The sequence below is a fragment of the Kitasatospora terrestris genome, assembly GCF_039542905.1.
GTDB lineage: Bacteria > Actinomycetota > Actinomycetes > Streptomycetales > Streptomycetaceae > Kitasatospora > Kitasatospora terrestris.
Genome location: NZ_BAABIS010000001.1, coordinates 5,605,198 through 5,623,118, shown reverse-complemented (window position 1 = coordinate 5,623,118; position 17,921 = coordinate 5,605,198). Strand labels below are relative to the sequence as shown.

Below are 17,921 nucleotides of genomic sequence, written 5' to 3'. Positions count from 1 at the left end.
CCGGCCCGCGATCAGCCCTTGGGCGCCTTGCTCACGAACTCGGTGGTGAAGGTCTTCGACAGGTCGATGGTCGACTCCTTGCCCTTGACGTCCGGGTGGAAGGCGCCGAGCACGGCCAGCACGGTCTTCGGGCCGTCGGCGGGCATCACCCCGTCGGTGGTGAACATCGGCAGGGTGGCCTTGATCGCGGCCGCGTACTGGTCGGCGCCGCCCTGCGCGTAGTCGGCCGGCATCTTGGCGGCGATCTCCTCGGGCGTGTGGGTGTTCATCCAGCCCAGGGTCTTCACGAAGGCGTTGGCCAGCTTCTGGACGGTGTCCTTGTTGGCGTTCACCCAGTCGGTGTTCATGTACAGCGAGGACGAGGGGTAGAGCCCGCCGAGTGCGGCCTTCGAGCCGTCCGGGGTGCGCATGTCGTACAGCACCGTGCCGAGGTTCTTGGCCAGGATGTTCGCCACCGTCGGGTCGGTGGTCATGCCGGCGTCGATCGAGCCCTGCTGCATCGCGGCGATGAAGGTCTGCCCGGCGCCGACCGCGATCGGGCTGAACTCGCTGACGCTGACGCCGTTCTTCACCGCCAGGTACTTGGTGAGGAAGTCCGTGGAGGAGCCGATGCTGGTCACGCCGAGCTTCCTGCCCTTGAAGTCGGCACCGGACTTGATGGCACCGGCCTGCTTGGCGGAGACCACCTCCACCTCGCCGGGGGCCTGCGAGAACTGGACCACCGACTCGACGCTCTTGCCCTTGGCCTGCAGGTCGACGGTGTGGTCGTAGAAGCCGACCGCGCCCTGGACGTCCCCGGCGAGCAGCGCGGTGGTGGCGTTGACGCCGGCCGGCTCGCTCATCAGCTCGACGTTGACACCGGCCTCGGCGAAGTAGCCGAGCCGCTGGGTGAGCATCGCCGGCAGGTAGATGACCTTGTCCAGGCCGCCCACCATGATCTTGACCTTGGGCCCGCCCGCGACGGTGGCACCGGCCGGGGCCGCGCCGTTGTGCGAGGTGGAGGCGGCGTCGTTGGCACAGGCGGCGAGCGGGAGGAGCAGCGCGGCGGCGAGGGCGGCGGCGAGGGTTCTGCGCATGGGGGTGGGGCCTTCCTGGAGGGTGGGGGCGGGGCGGGTCAGCGGCCGTCGCCGCTGTCGGCGGGCTTCCAGCGGAAGAGCCGCTTCTCGGCGAAGGTGAGCAGGCCCTCGGTGAGCAGGGCGACGACGGCGAGGATGGTCATCGCGGCGTAGACGCCGGCCGCGTTGAAGGTGCCCTGGGCGGCGGCGACCATCAGACCGAGGCCCTTGGTGGCGCCGATGTACTCGCCGACGATGGCGCCGATCAGGGCGAAGCCGAAGCTGACGTGCAGGCTGGTGAAGATCCAGCTGGTGGCGGCGGGGATGACCACCTGCAGGGTGACCCGGCGGTTGCTCGCGCCGAGGATCCGGGCGTTGGCGACCAGGTTGCGGTCGACCTCGCGGGCGCCCTGGAAGGCGTTGAAGAACACCGGGAAGAAGACCAGCACCACCGCCGAGGCCACCTTGGAGGCGGGGCCGAGGCCGAACCAGATCAGGAAGATCGGCGCGAGCACGATCCGCGGGATGGCGTTGAGCACCTTGATGTACGGGCCGAGGACGTCCGCCAGGAAGCGCACCCGGCCGAGGGCGATGCCGAGCAGCACGCCGCCGACCACGCCGAGCACCCAGCCGGTGAACGCCTCGTACAGGGTGTAGGCGATCTGCTCGCCGAGCGAGCCCTGGGCGGTGCCGTGGGTGGTCCACTGCCAGATCTGCGCCCAGATCTTCGAGGGCTGCGAGAAGTTGAACGGGTCGATGACGCCCTGCCGGGCGCAGAGCTCCCACAGGCCCAGCACGCCGACCAGGACGCCGGCCCGGGCGCCGTACACGCCGAGCTTCCGGTTGCGGGCGGCCCGTTCGCGGACCTGGGTGCGGGTGGTCGCGGCGGGGGCCGGTGCGACGGCGGTCTCAAGCGGCATGTCCCGCTCCTCTCTCACGGGTGATCCGGACCTCTTCGCCCAGCGAGGCCCAGATCTCGCGGTACAGCTCGACGAAGCGGGGTTCCAGGCGGACGGCCTCGACGGTGCGGGGCCGGGGCAGGTCCACGGTGAAGACCTCCTTGACGGTGGCCGGGCCGGCGGTCATCACCACCACCCGGTCGGCGAGGGCGATCGCCTCGTCCAGGTCGTGGGTGACGAAGACCACCGAGGAGCCGGTGCCGGACCACAGCTCCAGCAGCTGGTCGGACATCAGGGCCCGGGTCTGCACGTCGAGCGCCGAGAACGGCTCGTCCATCAGCAGGATCTTCGGGTCGTTGACGAAGGTCTGGGCGAGCGCGACGCGCTTGCGCATGCCGCCGGACAGCTGGTGCGGGTAGCGGTCCTCGAAGGCGGCGAGGCCGACCCGGGCCAGCCAGTCGCGGGCCTGCTCCCTGGCCTCGGCGGCCGGGACGCCGCGGAAGCGCGGGCCGGCCATCACGTTGGACAGCACGGTGCGCCACGGGAAGACGGCGTCCTGCTGGAAGACGAAACCGACCTCGGGGTCGATGCCGGTGACCGGCTCGCCGTGCACCCGCACCTCGCCCTCGGTGGGCTCCTCCAGGCCGCTGACCAGGGTCAGGGTGGTGGACTTGCCGCAGCCGGTCGGGCCGACCACGGCGACGAACTCGCCGGGGGCGACGGTCAGGTCCAGGTCGCGGACGGCGGTGTGCAGGGCGCCCGACGGGGTGCGGAACCGCTTGGTCGCGCCGGTCAGTTCGATCGCCGGGGCTGCTCCGGGCAGTTCCATCGGCCACCACCTCCAGGGTCTGTGCTGTGTTTCCGGGAGGTTAGGAGCGCAGGTCGGGGTGGTGGCAGTCTTGTCGGCGTATCGCGGTTTTCGGGCGTTGAGGGCTGTTCTGCTCGTTTTGCTTGCGCTACAACTGCGGCGGGGGCTGACGAGGAAGGAGCCCGCGATGCGGCGACCGCACTGGCCCCGGCGGGTCTTCGCCCAGCTGCTGCTGAGCCAGACGGTCGTGACCGTCGGTGTCACCGCGGTGACGGCGGGCCTGTTCCTCGCCCCGGTCAGCCGGGAGCTGGACCGCGACGCGATGCAGCGGGCGCTGTCGATCGCCCGGGTCACCGCCCAGGACGAGGCGATCGCCCGGGCCGCCGAGCAGCGCGACGCGGTGGCCGTGCAGCGCGACGCCGAGCAGATACGCCTGGCCACCGGCGCGAGCTTCGTGGTGGTGACCGACCGGGACGGCATCCGGCTGTCGCACACCGACCCGGCCCGGATCGGGCAGCGGGTCTCCACCGACCCGGAGCCGGCGCTGCGCGGGGAGAGCGTCACCGCGATCCAGCGGGGCACGCTGGGCCGTACCGCGCGCGGCAAGGTGCCGCTGCGGGCGGCGGACGGGCGGATCGTCGGCGAGGTGTCGGTCGGGATCAGCGACGACTCGATCCGCCACCGGCTGGCCGACATGGCCGCCGGGATCCTGCTCTGCGCGGGCGCGGGCCTGGCCGCCGGCCTGGCGGCAACCCTGGTGCTGGCCCGCCGGCTCAAGCGGCGCACCCACAACATCGCCGTGGCGGACATCTCGGCGCTGCTGATCGAGCGGGAGGCGATGCTGCACGGCATCCGCGAGGGCGTGGTGGCGCTCGACGCCCGGGGCCGGATCCGGCTCGCCAACGACGAGGCCGTCCGGCTGCTGGCGCTGCCGGACGGCGCGGTGGGCCGCCCGGTGGACCAGGTGATCCCCGCGGGCCGGCTCGCGGACGTCCTGGCCGGGCGGATCACCGGCACCGACCTGCCGGCCGTCCGGGACGACCGGGTGCTGGTGGTCAACCGGATGGCCACCGCGGACGGCGGGGCCGTCACCACCCTGCGCGACCGGACCGAGCTGGAGTCGCTGGTCCGCGAGCTGGACAACACCCGGAGCCTGACCGAGGCGCTGCGCGCCCAGGACCACGAGCACGCCAACCGGATGCACACCCTGCTCGGCCTGCTGGAGCTCGGCCGGCACGAGCAGGCCGCGGAGTTCATCTCCGAGCAGTCCGGTTCGCACGCGGCCCTCGCGGCGGAGGTCTCCGCACAGGTCCAGGACCCGCACGTGGCCGCCCTGCTGGCGGGCAAGACCGCGGTGGCCGCCGAGCGCGGCGTCCGCCTCACGGTCTCCCCGGACAGCCACCTGCCGGACGCGGCGGTCGACCCGCGGGCGCTGGTCACGGTGGTCGGCAACCTGGTGGACAACGCCCTGGACGCGGCCGCCCCCGGTCCGGGCGGGGCGCTGCCGGCCGGCGAGGTGTTCTACCGGACCCGGCCCGCGGTGCGGGTGGCGCTGCGCGCCGAGGGCGCGGCCCTGGTGGTGGAGGTCGCCGACTCCGGCCCGGGGGTGCCCGCCGAGCTGCGCGGGCGGATCTTCGACGAGGGGTGGAGCAGCAAGCGGGCCCCGGCGCACCGCCCGCGCGGCCTGGGCCTGGCGATGGTCGCCCGGCTGGTCGAGCGGGCCGGCGGCACCGTGGCCGTGGGGGACGACCCGCTCGGCGGCGCCCGGTTCACCGTGGTGCTGCCCGAGGCCCTGCACATCGCACCGGTGGAGGCGTGATGATCGACGTGCTGGTGGTGGACGACGACTTCCGGGTGGCCGAGGTGCACGCCGCGTACGTCGCCAAGGTGCCCGGGTTCCGGGTGGTCGGGCGGGCGCACAGCGCGGCCGAGGCACTGGCCGCGCTGGAGCGGCACCCGGTGGACCTGGTGCTGCTCGACCACCACCTGCCGGACGAGACCGGGCTGGCGCTGGTCCGCCGGATGCGGGCGGCCGGGATCGGCTGCGACGTGATGATGGTGACCGCGGCCCGCGAGGTGTCCACGGTGCACGCGGCGATGCAGCACGGCGCCCTGCAGTACCTGGTGAAGCCGTTCAGCTACGCCGGCCTGCGGGAGAAGCTCACCGGCTACGCCGAGCTGCGCCACACCCTGGCCGGGGCGGCCGCCCGGGAGGCCGGCCAGGACGAGGTGGACCGGATCTTCTCCGCGCTGCGCACCTCCCCCGGCTCGGCCGGCCTGCCCAAGGGCCACTCGGCGCCCACCACCGACCTGGTGCTGGCCGCACTGCGGCGGGCCGGACGACCGCTGTCCGCGCAGGAGGTCGCGGAGGAGACCGGCCTGTCCCGGTCGACCGCGCAGCGCTACCTCAAGCAGCTGGAGCGCGACAGCCGGCTGCGGCTGACCCTGCGCTACGGAGACACCGGCCGCCCGGAGCACCGGTACGTGCTGACGCCCGCGCGCTGAGCGCGGCTCAGGCCGCGCCGGCGCCGGTCAGCGAGCGGACCTCCAGCTCGGCGTAGCGGTCCTCGTCCGGTGTCTCGCGGAAGAGCACGGTGCCGAGCCACCCGGCGAGGAAGCCCAGCGGGACGGAGACCAGCCCGGGGTTCTCCAGCGGGAACCAGTGGAAGTCGACGCCCTGGAGCACCGAGGTCCTCGCCCCGGACACCACCGGCGAGAACAGCACCAGCAGCACGGCCGGGACGAGGCCGCCGTACACCGCCCAGACCGCGCCGCGGGTGGTGAAGCGCCGCCAGAACAGGCTGTACAGCAGGGTGGGCAGGTTGGCGGAGGCGGCCACCGCGAAGGCCAGGCCGACCAGGAAGGCCACGTTCATCCGCTGCGCGAACAGGCTGAGCAGCACGGCGAGCGCGCCGATCACCACGGCGGAGATCCGGGCCGCGACCACCTCCTGCTGCTCGGTGACCTCGCGCTCGTCGGAGCGGCGCCAGGCGCGGGCGTACAGGTCGTGTGCGAAGGCGGCGGAGGAGGCGAGGGTGAGTCCGGCGACCACGGCGAGGATGGTGGCGAAGGCGATCGCGGAGATCACCGCGAACAGCACCACCCCGGCGGTCGAGCCGGCGCCGCCGCCCAGGTCGCGGGCGAGCAGCGGCACGGCGGTGTTGCCCGCCGGGTTGGCCTTCCGGACGGCCCCGGCCCCGACCAGGGCGCCGGCGCCGAGGCCGAGCACGATCGCCATCAGGTAGAAGCAGCCGACCAGGCCGATCGCCCAGATCGTGGAGCGGCGGGCGGCCCGGGCGGTGGGCACGGTGTAGAAGCGGCTCAGGATGTGCGGCAGCCCGGCGGTGCCGAGCACCAGGGCCAGGCCCAGGCTGACGAAGTCGAGCCGGCTGACGGTGCTCGCGCCGTAGCGCAGGCCCGGCTCCAGGTAGGCCCGGCCGGCACCGCTGCGGTCGGCGGCGGTGCGCATCAGTTCGCCGAGGTCGCCGTGGAAGCGGACCAGGACCAGCACGGTGAGCAGCAGCGAGCCGGCGATCAGCAGGAACGCCTTGACGATCTGGATCCAGGTGGTGGCGCGCATCCCGCCGACCGTGACGTAGACGATCATCAGGGCGCCGACCCCGACGATGGTCCAGCCCTTGGCCTGGGCGCTGTCGGTGCCCAGCAGCAGGGCGACCAGGCTGCCCGCGCCGACCATCTGCGCGACCAGGTACATCAGGGTGACGACCAGGGAGGCGGTGCCGGCGGCGGCCCGGACCGGGCGCTGGCGCATCCGCAGCGCCAGCACGTCGGCCAGGGTGTAGCGGCCGGAGTTGCGGACCAGTTCGGAGACCAGCATCAGGACCACCAGCCAGGCGACCAGGAAGCCGATGCTGTAGAGCACGCCGTCGTAGCCGTAGAGCGCGATCAGGCCGGTGACGCCGAGGAACGAGGCGGCGGAGAGGTAGTCGCCGGACAGGGCGAAGCCGTTCTGCAGCGGGCTGAAGTCCCGGCCGCCGGCGTAGAAGTCCTCGGCGGCGTGGCCGCGGCGGCCGACCCACAGGGTGATGGCGAGGGTGATCAGGACGACCACCGCGAACAGGGCGACGGCCAGGCCGTGGTGCGAGTGGGCGCTCATCGCAGCTGGTCCTGGGTGTCCCAGCGGAGTTCGAGGGCGGCCCGGTCGCGCTTGGTGCGGGCGTTGCGGGCGTACAGCCAGGTCAGCAGGAAGGTGCTGGCGAACTGCAGCAGGCCCAGCAGCCAGGCCAGGTTGACCGGGCCGGCGACCTGGCGGGACATCAGCCGCGGGGTGAAGGCCTGCGCGGTGACGAACAGCAGGTACCAGGTGAGGAAGCCGGCCACGGCGGGGAAGGTGAAGCGGCGGTAGCCGCGCCGGATCTCCTGGAAGGCGTCGCCCGCCTGGACCGCCCGGTAGACCTCGCCGCCGCGGGTCCGTTCGGCGGGGCGCGGCACCGGCACCCGGCGGGAGGTCCGCGCGGCCCGGGCCGCGCGCGGGGCCGGCCCGCCGACCCACCAGTCGAACCGTTCCTGTTGTGCCACTGCTTGCTCCATGGTCCGACTGGGGCCGACCGAACCATGATGGAGCGTCACCGTCCGCTATTGCCAACCGGTGCAGATACGTTCACCCGATGTGGTGAGGCACCGTCAGCTCACGAACCGGCGCCGGAGAGCCCGTGCCGGAACGCGTACGCCACCGCCTGGGCCCGGTCGCGGACCCCGGTCTTGGCGAACAGGTTGTTGATGTGCGTCTTGACGGTCGCCTGGCTGATGAACAGCCGGCCGGCGATCTCGGTGTTGGACAGGCCCTCGGCGATCAGCGCGAGCACCTCGGCCTCGCGCGCGGTCAGCCCGTCCGGCAGCGCGGCCCGCCGCGGCTCCCCCGCCGGTGCGGCGGGCGCGACCGGGGCCTCGGGCCCGACGGGGGCCGCGGGCGCGGCCGGCGGCGGCGCCGAGAGGTGCTGCAGCAGCCGGAGCTGGACCTGCGGGGCGAGCCCGGCCGCCCCGGAGCGGACGTCCGCGATCGCCTTGGCGATCTCCTCGGCGCCCGCGTCCTTGGTCAGGTAGCCGCGCGCCCCGGCCCGCAGCGCCGGGAAGAGCGAGTCGTCGTCGGCGTAGGTGGTGAGCACCACCACCTCGGTGCCGGGGTGCCCGGCGCGGATCCGCCGGGTCGCCTCCACCCCGTCGCAGCGGGGCATCCGAAGGTCCATCAGCACCACGTCCGGCGCCAGTTCGGCGACCACCCGGACGGCCTCCTCGCCGTCCGCCGCGACCCCGACCACCTCGATCCCGGGCAGCAGGCCGAGCAGCATCACGATGCCCTCGCGCACCACCGTCTGGTCGTCGGCGACCACCACCCTGATCGCGTCCCCGCTCATGCCGGCACCGTCAGCCGCACGCGCCATCCTCCTGCATCGTCGGGGCCCGCCAGCAGTTCGCCGCCGAGCAGTTCGGCGCGTTCGCGCATCCCCAGCAGACCGTACCCGGAGCCGCTGCCGGCCAGCGCGGAGTCCCCGCCGCCCGGCGGGCGGGCGCCGCCGGTGTTCCCCACCTCCAGCTCCACCGTGTCGTCCCGGTAGACCAGGACGACCGTGGCCCGGCTGCCCGGAGCGTGCTTGCGGACGTTGGTGAGCGCCTCCTGCGCGGTGCGCCGGACCGCCAGTTGGGCCTCGGCGGGCAGCGGCCGGACGGCGCCCTCGATCCGCAGCTCGGCCCGCTGCAGCTCGGCGAGCTCGGCCAACTGCTCACCGAGCGGGGTGAGTTCGCCGCGCAGTGCGGAGAGCGCCCGGCGGGTCTCGACCAGCCCGTCCTGGGCCATCCGCCGGGCGGCGACCACCCGCTCGCGGATCTGCCCGCGGTCGGCGCCGCCGTCGATCATCAGCCGGGCCGCCTCCAGGTGCACCAGCTGCGCGGAGAGGCTGTGCGCCAGCACGTCGTGGATCTCCCGGGCGATCCGGGCCCGTTCGGCGAGCGCCGCGGACTCGGCGCGGGCGGCGTGCGCGGCGCGCTCCTGGGCCAGCAGTTCGCGCTGCGCCGAGCGGGCCTGGTTGTCCAGCCGCAGCAGGTAGCCGAACAGGCCGATCCCGGCGGTGACCCCGGCCACCGCGACCACCGGGTCGCCGGACATCAGCCCGTACGAGGCGAGCGCCGCGGCGCCGGTGATCACGGCGGCGCCCAGCGGCAGCCGGACCAGCGCGACCACGGCCAGGCCGCACCAGACCACCGAGGCGAGGGTGTGGGCGCCGCCCTCGGCGGCCAGGCCGGCGACCAGCAGCAGCCCGGCGGTGGCGGCGAGCACCCCCCACAGCCGGCGCGCCCGGACGGCGAGGAACCAGGCGGTGGCCAGGGCGACCGCCCCCAGCAGCCAGCCGAGCGGCGGCAGCACCCGCCATCCGCTGAACCGGCCGCCGCCGAAGGTGCTCACCACCACCGCGACCAGCAGCACCGAGCGCCCGCCGACGGCGAGCACCCGGCGCGCCGGGGTGAGCCGGTCCCGGACCGGGACGTCCCCGGCGGGCCAGCGGGTCCAGCGCTCCAGGGTGGTCACCGGCGGATCCTCTCGGGTCGGTTCAGGCGGCGAGGGTGTGGCCGTGCTCGACGCCGCGTGCCCGCCAGTCCACCACGAGGCCGCGCACCAGCAGCATGCCGCCGAGCGAGAGCAGCAGCACGGCGCTGCCCTGCCGGACGTGCAGCGCGGCGGCGGCACCGTACCAGCCGATCCGAACCGCGATCATGCCGAGCCAGGCGTACGCGGTGGCCCGGGTGCCCCTGGTCCACAGCGTGCCGCTGTCGTCGCGCCACAGCCGGACGGTCCAGCCCCAGACGCAGCCCATGGCGAGCGTGGTGAGCAGCGAGCCGGCCAGCAGCAGGCCGGCGGTGGCCCGGTGGTCGTGGTCGATCAGCGCGGGGTCGCGCAGGGCGATCACCGCGAGGACGGCGGGGACGAGCCATGGGCGGCGGCCGGTCTCCAGGGGGCGGGCCTTGAGCTGGCGGCCGACCACCAGGACGACCACCACGAGGGCGATCAGGACGTTGGCGAGGGTGGTCATCTCGGTCTCCCGGCTGCAGGGTTGCTGACCCTCTCGACGCTACGGACCGGCCGGGTCGCGGGGATCGGAGCCGGGGTGGAACCGGACGGCGAAGGGCCTCTCCACCCGGGGGTGGAGAGGCCCTTCGCAGCCGCGGGTCAGGCGTCGATCCGGGAGCGGTCCAGGGTGGCCGCCGAGTCGACGATGAACTCGCGGCGCGGCGCCACGTCGTTGCCCATCAGCAGGTCGAAGGTCTGCTCGGCCGCCTCCAGGTCGCCGAGGTTGATCCGGCGCAGGATGCGGTGGCGCGGGTCCATGGTGGTCTCGGCCAGCTGGTCGGCGTCCATCTCACCGAGGCCCTTGTACCGCTGGATCGGGTCCTTCCAGCGCAGGCCCTTGCCCTGGAACTCCAGCAGGGTGCGGCGCAGCTCCCCGTCGGAGTAGGTGTAGTGGTACTTCTCCTGGCCGCGCTTGGGATTGGTGAGCTCGATCCGGTGCAGCGGCGGGACGGCGGCGAAGACCCGGCCCTGCTCGACCATCGGGCGCATGTAGCGCTGGAAGAGGGTGAGCAGCAGGCAGCGGATGTGCGAGCCGTCGACGTCGGCGTCCGCCATGAAGATGACCTTGCCGTAGCGGGCCTGGTCGATCTCGAAGCTGCGGCCGGAGCCGGCTCCTATCACCTGGATGATCGACGCGCACTCGGCGTTCTTGAGCATGTCGCTCACCGAGGCCTTCTGCACGTTGAGGATCTTGCCGCGGATCGGCAGCAGCGCCTGGAACTCGGAGTTGCGGGCGAGCTTGGCGGTGCCGAGCGCCGAGTCGCCCTCGACGATGAAGAGTTCGCTGCGGTCGACGTCGTCGCTGCGGCAGTCGGCCAGCTTGGCGGGGAGCGAGCTGGTCTCCAGCGCGGTCTTCCGGCGCTGGGCCTCCTTGTGCTGGCGGGCGGCGACCCGGGTGCGGGCGGCGGCGACCACCTTCTCCAGGACGGCGCGGGCCTGGACCTTCTCGTCCTTCTTGGTGGAGGTGAGGAAGCCCTTCAGCTCCTTGGCGACCACCGCGGCGACGATCCGGTTGGCCGCCGAGGTGCCGAGCACCTCCTTGGTCTGGCCCTCGAACTGCGGCTCGGCGAGCCGGACGGTGACCACCGCGGTGAGGCCCTCCAGGGCGTCGTCCTTGGTGATGTCGTCCTCGGCGACGCGCAGCATCTTGGCCGAGCGCAGCACCTCGTTGACGGTCTTGGCGAGCGAGCGCTCGAAGCCGGTGACGTGGGTGCCGCCCTTGGGGGTGGCGATGATGTTCACGAAGGAGCGCACGGTGGAGTCGTAACCGGCGCCCCAGCGCAGCGCGATGTCCACGCCGAGGTCGCGGGTGACCTCGGTCGGGGTCATGTGGCCGAGCTCGTCGAGGACCGGGACGGTCTCCTTGAAGGTGCCCTCGCCGTGCAGCCGCAGCACGTCGCAGACCGGCTTGTCGGGGGCGAGGAACTCGCAGAACTCGCTGATGCCGCCGTCGAAGCGGAAGGTGTCGGTGCGGACCTTCTCGCTCTCCGTCAGCCGCTCGTCACGGACGATGATGGTCAGGCCGGGCACCAGGAAGGCGGTCTGCCGGGCGCGGGCGTGCAGCAGGTCCAGCGAGAGCCTGGCGTCCTTGAGGAAGATCTGCCGGTCCGCCCAGTAGCGGATCCGGGTGCCGGTCTTCCCCCGGGTCGCCCTGCCCTTCTTGGCCAGGCCGCTGCCCGCCTCGAACGGCGCGTCCGGGGAGAGCTCGGTGAAGATGCCGGGGGTGCCGCGGCGGAAGGAGATCGCGTGGGTGTGGCCGCCGCGGTCGACCTCGACGTCCAGGCGGGCGGAGAGCGCGTTGACCACGGAGGCGCCGACGCCGTGCAGACCGCCGGAGGCCGCGTACGAGCCGCCGCCGAACTTGCCGCCGGCGTGCAGCTTGGTCATCACGACCTCGACGCCGGACAGGCCGGTCTTCGGCTCCACGTCGACCGGGATGCCGCGGCCGTTGTCACGGACCTCGACCGAGCCGTCCTCGTGCAGCAGCACCTCGATCTTGTCGCAGAAGCCGCCGAGCGCCTCGTCGACCGAGTTGTCGATGATCTCCCACAGGCAGTGCATCAGGCCGCGGCTGTCGGTCGAGCCGATGTACATGCCGGGACGCTTGCGGACCGCCTCCAGGCCCTCCAGGACGAGAAGGTGCCGCGCGGTGTAGTTGGACCCGTCCTCCCCTGTCACCAGAGAGGCCGGGACGGTCGATTTCCCACTCACGCTGTGCACTCCTCCACCTCGTTGACGGACACCCCGCACGCTCTCAGCAACTGAGACGCCGCCCTTCGGGGCCCGCTCGGCTTGTACGCGCTGCGCGAACAAGACTTCCGGCGACCGCGCGGGTCCGAGGATGCCATCTCCTGCTGACACCACGGATCCTGTCGGAACGTGGCGGGCCGGACAGGCGGCGGAGCTGCTGTGATGCAGGCTACCGGGCGCCACGACGGGGCTATGCTCCAACCCGGCGGAGGATTATGCTACGCGGACCCGGAGCCCGAACCGATCGGGCGTTCGAGGTGCGGGGGTGCGCCGCGGAATTCGGTACGCATGAACCACCGGAGCCCGGGGCACCTCCTCATCAACAAGGCGCATCAACACCGCAGCGAAATCCTCAGAGAGAAAAGCCACGAGCGGGAACGAATTCGACCTGGTTGGATGTTGATCCTGGTACACAGCTCGTCGAGCTAGAGAAGAGGCGACGTGACTACTGTTCTGACCCCTGCGAGCCCGCTCACCGCGGCCGACCGCTGCGACCGGTGCGGCGCCCAGGCCTACCTGCGTGTCGTCCTCGCCAGCGGAGGAGAGCTGCTCTTCTGCGCCCACCACGGCCGGAAGTTCGAGCCCGAGCTCAAGAAGATCGCCGTCGACATACAGGACGAGAGCGGCCGCCTGTCGGCGACGCCGAACTCGGCCAGCGACGACGAGCGCTGACCGTCCACGGTCGTTCGCCGAGCTGAGTCGACCACGGTCGACGCCGGCCGGGCGGCGGGTCCTCGGGCCCGCCGCCCGGCTTCGCTCTTTTCCGGCCGCCACCCTGAGCGACCGTCAGACCACCGCGCGTGACGCGCCGACCGTGACTTCCGGACGCCCGGCGCCCGGCAGCACACCGGCCTACAGCACCGAGCGCACCGACTCGGCCACCGCGGCCACCCGCGTGTAGACGCCCGGGTGGGCCGCCTCCGCACAGCCGGTGCCCCACGAGACCAGACCGGCCAGCCGCCCGGCCACCACCAGCGGCCCGCCGCTGTCGCCCTGGCAGGCGTCCTTCCCGCCGCGCTCCTCGCCCGCGCACACCATCGTCCGCGCGTCGTACGCGGTGTCGCCACCCGCCGGGTACGCGTGACCACAGACCGCGTCCGAGACGATCGGCACCGTCACCTGCCGCAGCACCGGCGAATAGCTGCCGTCGCCGCGGGTGTCCCCCCAACCGAAAACCGTCGCCGGCGTGCCCTCCGCGTACGGCTCGCTCTCGCCCGGACCGACCAGCTCGATCACCGGCCGCTCCGGCTGCGCCTCGGCCAGCGTGAGCACCGCCACATCCCGGGTGTTGGCGGCGAAGCTGTAGTCCGGGTCGATCCAGACGTTCGTGACCGCGACCTCCCGCCCGGCCGTGCCGCGCAGGTCGTCCCGGCCGAGCACCACCCGGAGCCCCGGCCGGTCGGTCCGGCGGCCGGTCGACTCGTCGTAGAAGCAGTGGGCCGCCGTCACCACCTTCGTCCCGGTGACCAGCGCCCCGCCGCAGAACTGCCCGGAGTGCGCGCTGCCGAACTGCTTGCGGCTGGACAGCGCCACCATCCACGGGTGGTCCGCGGTCGAGGCGGTCGACCCGCCGACGATCCGCCGCTGGGCCCCGGCCTGCTGCGCGGCACCCAGCACCAGCAGCGGGGAGGGCAGGGCGGCCAGCGCGACGAGGGCGACGGCCCGACGGCCGAGACGGGCCGGGAGCGTGTCCAGGAAGGGCGGCACCGGATCTCCAGGTGATCGACGGGGGGCAACCGGCACAGCGTAGTCGAGCGATCACCCTCCGCACGGGAGGCGCGTCACCGGGCCACCCGGACGAGCGACAAGCGAAAGGGCCCCTCCGCCGCGGCGGAGGGGCCCTTTCGTCGAGCGACTAGTCCAGGTAGTCGCGCAGCACCTGGGAGCGCGACGGGTGGCGCAGCTTGGACATGGTCTTCGACTCGATCTGGCGGATGCGCTCACGCGTCACGCCGTAGACCTTGCCGATCTCGTCCAGCGTCTTCGGCTGACCGTCGGTCAGGCCGAAGCGCATCGAGACCACGCCCGCCTCGCGCTCGGACAGGGTGTCCAGCACGGAGTGCAGCTGCTCCTGGAGCAGGGTGAAGGAGACCGCGTCGGCCGGGACGACCGCCTCGGAGTCCTCGATCAGGTCACCGAACTCGCTGTCGCCGTCCTCGCCCAGCGGGGTGTGCAGCGAGATGGGCTCGCGACCGTACTTCTGGACCTCGATGACCTTCTCCGGGGTCATGTCGAGCTCCTTGGCCAGCTCCTCCGGGGTGGGCTCGCGGCCCAGGTCCTGGAGCATCTGGCGCTGGACGCGGGCCAGCTTGTTGATGACCTCGACCATGTGCACCGGGATACGGATGGTGCGGGCCTGGTCGGCCATCGCGCGGGTGATCGCCTGGCGGATCCACCAGGTGGCGTAGGTGGAGAACTTGTAGCCCTTGGTGTAGTCGAACTTCTCGACCGCACGGATCAGGCCCAGGTTGCCCTCCTGGATCAGGTCCAGGAAGAGCATGCCGCGGCCGGTGTAGCGCTTGGCCAGCGAGACCACCAGGCGGAGGTTGGCCTCCAGCAGGTGGTTCTTGGCCCGGCGGCCGTCCTCGGCGATGATCTCCAGCTCGCGCTTGAGCTTCGGGGCGAGCTTGTCGGCCTGGCTCAGCTTGTCCTCGGCGAACAGGCCGGCCTCGATCCGCTTGGCGAGCTCGACCTCCTGCTCGGCGTTGAGCAGCGGGACCTTGCCGATCTGCTTCAGGTAGTCCTTGACCGGGTCGGCGGTGGCACCGGCGACGGCGACCTGCTGGGCCGGCGCGTCGTCCTCGTCGTCGTCGGAGAGGACGAAGCCCTGGTCGGTCTCCTCCTCCGCCTCGCCCTCCGGCTTGTCACCGGGCAGCGCGACGTCCTCGAGCAGCTCCTCCTCGGAGACCAGTTCCTCGTCGCCCTTGGCGCCGGCCTTGCCGGCGGCGGTCTTCTTCGCGGCGGTCTTCTTCGCGGGCGCGGCGGCGGCCTTCTTGGCCACGGCCTTCTTCGCCGGAGCCGCGGCGATCTTCTTCGCCGCCGGCTTCGACTCGCCCGAGTCGATGGTCTCGACGACCGTCACCTCGGCAGCGGCCACCGAGGCGGCGACGGTCGCGGCCGGGGCCACGTTGGTCGGGGAAGGAGCGATCCGCACCGGGGGCTTCGTCGGCGCGGCAGGCGTACGGGTGGTGACCGCCTTGGTCGCAGTGCGCTTGGTGGTGCTCTTGGCGGCAACGCTCTTGCGCTTGGCGCCGGCCGGCTCGGCCGCGCTGACCATGAGGTCCACGCCTTCCTCAATCAGCACCTGATTGAGGCTGCGCATGACGTTCTTCCACTTGGTGACCGGGATCTGGTCCGCCTCGAACGCCTGGCGCACGTCGTCACCGGCGATCTGCCCCTGGGCCTTGCCCCGCTCGATGAGCGCCAGCAGTGCCGCGGACTCGGCGATCTCGGGGGGAAGCGAACGGGATGTGCTGGCCGACACGAACAACCTCTCGGACGATGAGTGGACACGAACCCGGACCCGACCGCCCGAGGACTCGGGTGGGTGGACGGGGCTGGGTCTGCGGGACGGCAGCAGCGCCGCAGACCAACACAGCATTGTGACATGTGGTGGTATTCCGGAGCTGCTTCCGCTCCGTACACATCGCTGCCGCCCCTCAAGTGTTACGCATGCCCGTCGTGGCGCGGGTCACACCGCCGGGAAACGGCCTCCACCTGCCCCGGGCAGCCTACGTCCCGCCGCTGCGACGGCCCGTCCGGCCGCGCCGATGGGGGGTCGGCGCGGCGGGGGCGGTCGATCGGTCCATCGTCCGGACCGCGCTCAGTGCTCGCGGGGGGCGGGGACCGCGTGCTCGACGTCCGGGTGGACGGTGAGCAGCGCGCGGACGGCGGCCTCGGCGGCGGTGCCGTCGCCGATGCCGAGCGCGTCGACCAGCCGGGCGTGCAGGCTGACCGCCGAGTCGGACGGGCGCTCGCAGGTGGTGCCCGGGCCGCCGGACACCTGGAGGGCGCACGAGACGATGCCGGACAGGTGCTCCAGCATCCGGTTGCCCGCCATCTGCAGGACCAGGCCGTGCAGCTCGGCGTCGGCCCGGCCGTAGCTGACCAGGTCGCCCTGGGCCCCGGCGTGGCCCATGATCTCGGTCAGCTCGACCAGGCGGGCCTGGACGTCCTCCCGGCCGTGGCCGGCGGCCAGCCGGGCGGCCAGCGGCTCGATCGCCCAGCGCAGCTCGAACAGCTCGCGGCGCTGCTCGTCGCGCTGCGGGCCGAAGGCGCGCCACTCGATGATGTCCGGGTCCAGCAGGTTCCAGTCGCCGACCGGGCGGACCCGGGTGCCGACGTTCGGCCGGGCGGAGACCAGGCCCTTGGCCTCCAGCACCCGCAGCGACTCGCGGACGACCGTGCGGGACACCTCGAAGCGCTGGCCGATCTCCTCCGGCACCAGCGGGCGGTCGGCGCCCAGGTCGCCGGAGACGATCATCTGGCCGAGCTGCTGCACCAACTGGCCGTGCAGACCGCGGCCGCGGCTGCTGGTGGTCTTCCGGCCGACCCGGCCGAGCTCCGACTCGGCGCCCTCCCAGCGGGGGGCGGGCGGGGTGGGCCGGTCGGCGTAGGGGAAACGGTCCAGCTCGCCGGCCGAGATCGACTCGGCCGCGCGGGCTGCGGTCATGGTGGGGTGCGCAAGGGTACTCACAGCTCCTTTGTCGGCGATCGGCGGAGCCGCCTTGAGGATTCTCCTGAAAAGCACACGAAAGGGTGATCGGCCGTGACTGGATAATTGACTTCTTATCAGGAAGAAATGGCCAAACCAGTCCCACTGCGGTCACATCATGCCTTCTCGGTCCTGGCCGGCGCCGGTCAGAGCGCCCGGCGACGGAACTGGACCAGCACGCCCGCCGCCAGCAGCAACACCACCGGCGCCAGCAGAGCGGCCAGCAGCAGCGGCTCCGGACCGGCCGTCGCGACGGCACCCGGCGTCCCGCGCACCCAGTCCAGCCCGTACTGGAACGGCATCAGCTCGCGCGCCCACACCGGCCATTCCAGGCCGCCCTGACGCAGCACCAGCCCCGCGGTCGGCTCCAGCAATGCCGGGAGCGCGCACAGCGCCAGCAGACCGGCCGCCGCACTGCGCACCACCGAGGTCAGCAGCAGGCCGGCGCAGCCGCCGAGCACCACCATCACCACGAACGCCAGCAGCGGACGGCCGGCCGAACCCTCCGCCAGCAGCGTGCCCGCCGCGCCGTCCGTCACCGAGGCCGCGACCGGACCCGAACCCGGGGCGGTTCCCGCCGCGGCCGTCGCGCCGACCGCCGCGCTGCCCGCTGCGGCCGCTGCGGCCGCTCCGGGGCGGAACGCCGCCAGCCCGTCGAAGACCGCCGAGCCGTCCACCCCGTCCGGCAGCGCCGCGAAGCGCACCACCACCGCGTCCACCGCCAGCGACACCGCCGCCAGCAGCGCCGACACCGCGCCGATCACGGCGAGCTTGCCGCCGACCAGACCGATCCGGCGGCCGAACGAGACCCGCGAGGCGGCGAGCCCCGGGTAGCGCACCTCGTGCCCGTACGACAGCGCGCCGAGCGCGCCCGCGCCGAGCGCCGCGACCGGCAGCGGCAGCAGCGGCACCACCGCCGCCACGCACCGCACCGCCGCCGCCACCGACAGCTCGCCGTCCGGCAACTGCCGGGCCAGCACCGCCGCCACGGCCGCGTCGGCCAGCAGGACGGCGCCCAGGATCAACCAGGTCGAACGCAGGCCGCGCAGGCGGCGCAGCTCGTAGGCCAGTACGCGCACGGGTCACTCGTTCCGGAGTTCGGGCCCGGCGC

Annotated in this window: 16 protein-coding genes; 3 read left to right on the top strand and 13 right to left on the bottom strand. The window is 73.1% G+C overall.

Annotated features, from left to right (window positions below):
* Nucleotides 1-11 precede the first annotated feature (11 nt).
* Genes ABEB06_RS25855 through ABEB06_RS25845 form a run of 3 tightly spaced genes read right to left on the bottom strand, consistent with a single transcriptional unit; the run spans nt 12 to nt 2,783 of the window.
* On the bottom strand, nt 12-1,076 hold the full coding sequence (locus ABEB06_RS25855) for an ABC transporter substrate-binding protein (RefSeq protein ID WP_345699277.1): 1,065 nt from the start codon (nt 1,074-1,076) through the stop codon (nt 12-14).
* A gap of 38 nt (nt 1,077-1,114) precedes the next feature.
* Complete coding sequence (locus tag ABEB06_RS25850; protein ID WP_345699276.1) at nt 1,115-1,975, bottom strand: ABC transporter permease; 861 nt, start codon at nt 1,973-1,975, stop codon at nt 1,115-1,117.
* Nucleotides 1,965-2,783: an ABC transporter ATP-binding protein gene (locus tag ABEB06_RS25845; protein WP_345699275.1), complete on the bottom strand. Its 819-nt coding sequence runs from the start codon at nt 2,781-2,783 to the stop codon at nt 1,965-1,967. The genes ABEB06_RS25850 and ABEB06_RS25845 overlap by 11 nt, the downstream gene beginning before the upstream one ends.
* A gap of 166 nt (nt 2,784-2,949) precedes the next feature.
* Here ABEB06_RS25845 and ABEB06_RS25840 point away from each other — a divergent pair, with 166 nt between their 5' ends.
* A complete protein-coding gene (locus ABEB06_RS25840; protein WP_345699274.1) occupies nt 2,950-4,581 on the top strand; it encodes a sensor histidine kinase in 1,632 nt (543 codons plus the stop codon).
* Nucleotides 4,581-5,267, top strand: coding sequence for a response regulator (locus ABEB06_RS25835; protein ID WP_345699273.1), 687 nt, complete (start codon nt 4,581-4,583; stop codon nt 5,265-5,267). Before ABEB06_RS25840 ends, ABEB06_RS25835 begins: the two co-directional genes overlap by 1 nt.
* A gap of 7 nt (nt 5,268-5,274) precedes the next feature.
* Here ABEB06_RS25835 and ABEB06_RS25830 read toward each other — a convergent pair whose 3' ends face one another.
* The 6 genes from ABEB06_RS25830 to ABEB06_RS25805 all read right to left on the bottom strand — a co-directional run bounded on the left by ABEB06_RS25830 (nt 5,275) and on the right by ABEB06_RS25805 (nt 12,066).
* On the bottom strand, nt 5,275-6,879 hold the full coding sequence (locus ABEB06_RS25830) for a solute symporter family protein (RefSeq protein ID WP_345699272.1): 1,605 nt from the start codon (nt 6,877-6,879) through the stop codon (nt 5,275-5,277).
* Nucleotides 6,876-7,301 carry a DUF485 domain-containing protein gene (locus ABEB06_RS25825; protein ID WP_345699271.1) on the bottom strand — a complete coding sequence of 142 codons (426 nt, stop codon included), beginning with the start codon at nt 7,299-7,301 and terminating at the stop codon, nt 6,876-6,878. Before ABEB06_RS25825 ends, ABEB06_RS25830 begins: the two co-directional genes overlap by 4 nt.
* Before the next feature lie 110 nt (nt 7,302-7,411).
* Nucleotides 7,412-8,137: a response regulator gene (locus tag ABEB06_RS25820; protein ID WP_345699270.1), complete on the bottom strand. Its 726-nt coding sequence runs from the start codon at nt 8,135-8,137 to the stop codon at nt 7,412-7,414.
* Nucleotides 8,134-9,306 carry a sensor histidine kinase gene (locus tag ABEB06_RS25815; RefSeq protein WP_345699269.1) on the bottom strand — a complete coding sequence of 391 codons (1,173 nt, stop codon included), beginning with the start codon at nt 9,304-9,306 and terminating at the stop codon, nt 8,134-8,136. The genes ABEB06_RS25820 and ABEB06_RS25815 overlap by 4 nt, the downstream gene beginning before the upstream one ends.
* A gap of 22 nt (nt 9,307-9,328) precedes the next feature.
* Nucleotides 9,329-9,808 carry a DUF1453 domain-containing protein gene (locus ABEB06_RS25810; protein WP_345699268.1) on the bottom strand — a complete coding sequence of 160 codons (480 nt, stop codon included), beginning with the start codon at nt 9,806-9,808 and terminating at the stop codon, nt 9,329-9,331.
* 137 nt (nt 9,809-9,945) lie between these two features.
* On the bottom strand, nt 9,946-12,066 hold the full coding sequence (locus ABEB06_RS25805; protein WP_425559702.1) for a DNA gyrase/topoisomerase IV subunit B: 2,121 nt from the start codon (nt 12,064-12,066) through the stop codon (nt 9,946-9,948).
* Between the two features lie 471 nt (nt 12,067-12,537).
* On the opposite strand from ABEB06_RS25805, the gene ABEB06_RS25800 reads away from it, so the two are divergent.
* Complete coding sequence (locus ABEB06_RS25800; protein ID WP_345699266.1) at nt 12,538-12,768, top strand: DUF7455 domain-containing protein; 231 nt, start codon at nt 12,538-12,540, stop codon at nt 12,766-12,768.
* A gap of 180 nt (nt 12,769-12,948) precedes the next feature.
* Here ABEB06_RS25800 and ABEB06_RS25795 read toward each other — a convergent pair whose 3' ends face one another.
* From ABEB06_RS25795 to ABEB06_RS25780, 4 genes are all read right to left on the bottom strand, one after another.
* On the bottom strand, nt 12,949-13,803 hold the full coding sequence (locus ABEB06_RS25795; RefSeq protein ID WP_345699265.1) for a S1 family peptidase: 855 nt from the start codon (nt 13,801-13,803) through the stop codon (nt 12,949-12,951).
* Between the two features lie 148 nt (nt 13,804-13,951).
* Nucleotides 13,952-15,580, bottom strand: coding sequence for an RNA polymerase sigma factor (locus tag ABEB06_RS25790; RefSeq protein ID WP_345699264.1), 1,629 nt, complete (start codon nt 15,578-15,580; stop codon nt 13,952-13,954).
* 339 nt (nt 15,581-15,919) lie between these two features.
* Nucleotides 15,920-16,846 carry a FadR/GntR family transcriptional regulator gene (locus ABEB06_RS25785; protein ID WP_425559700.1) on the bottom strand — a complete coding sequence of 309 codons (927 nt, stop codon included), beginning with the start codon at nt 16,844-16,846 and terminating at the stop codon, nt 15,920-15,922.
* Nucleotides 16,847-16,956: 110 nt separating this feature from the next.
* On the bottom strand, nt 16,957-17,889 hold the full coding sequence (locus ABEB06_RS25780) for a hypothetical protein (RefSeq protein WP_345699262.1): 933 nt from the start codon (nt 17,887-17,889) through the stop codon (nt 16,957-16,959).
* Between the last annotated feature and the right edge of the window lie 32 nt (nt 17,890-17,921).

Bases quoted from the DNA above. Each gene is read 5' to 3' on its own strand.
- ABEB06_RS25835 (WP_345699273.1), top strand. From the start codon at position 4,581: ATGATCGACGTGCTGGTGGTGGACGACGACTTCCGGGTGGCCGAGGTG.
- ABEB06_RS25820 (WP_345699270.1), bottom strand. From the start codon at position 8,137: ATGAGCGGGGACGCGATCAGGGTGGTGGTCGCCGACGACCAGACGGTG.
- ABEB06_RS25845 (WP_345699275.1), bottom strand. From the start codon at position 2,783: ATGGAACTGCCCGGAGCAGCCCCGGCGATCGAACTGACCGGCGCGACC.
- ABEB06_RS25830 (WP_345699272.1), bottom strand. From the start codon at position 6,879: ATGAGCGCCCACTCGCACCACGGCCTGGCCGTCGCCCTGTTCGCGGTG.
- ABEB06_RS25855 (WP_345699277.1), bottom strand. From the start codon at position 1,076: ATGCGCAGAACCCTCGCCGCCGCCCTCGCCGCCGCGCTGCTCCTCCCG.
- ABEB06_RS25850 (WP_345699276.1), bottom strand. From the start codon at position 1,975: ATGCCGCTTGAGACCGCCGTCGCACCGGCCCCCGCCGCGACCACCCGC.
- ABEB06_RS25810 (WP_345699268.1), bottom strand. From the start codon at position 9,808: ATGACCACCCTCGCCAACGTCCTGATCGCCCTCGTGGTGGTCGTCCTG.
- ABEB06_RS25840 (WP_345699274.1), top strand. From the start codon at position 2,950: ATGCGGCGACCGCACTGGCCCCGGCGGGTCTTCGCCCAGCTGCTGCTG.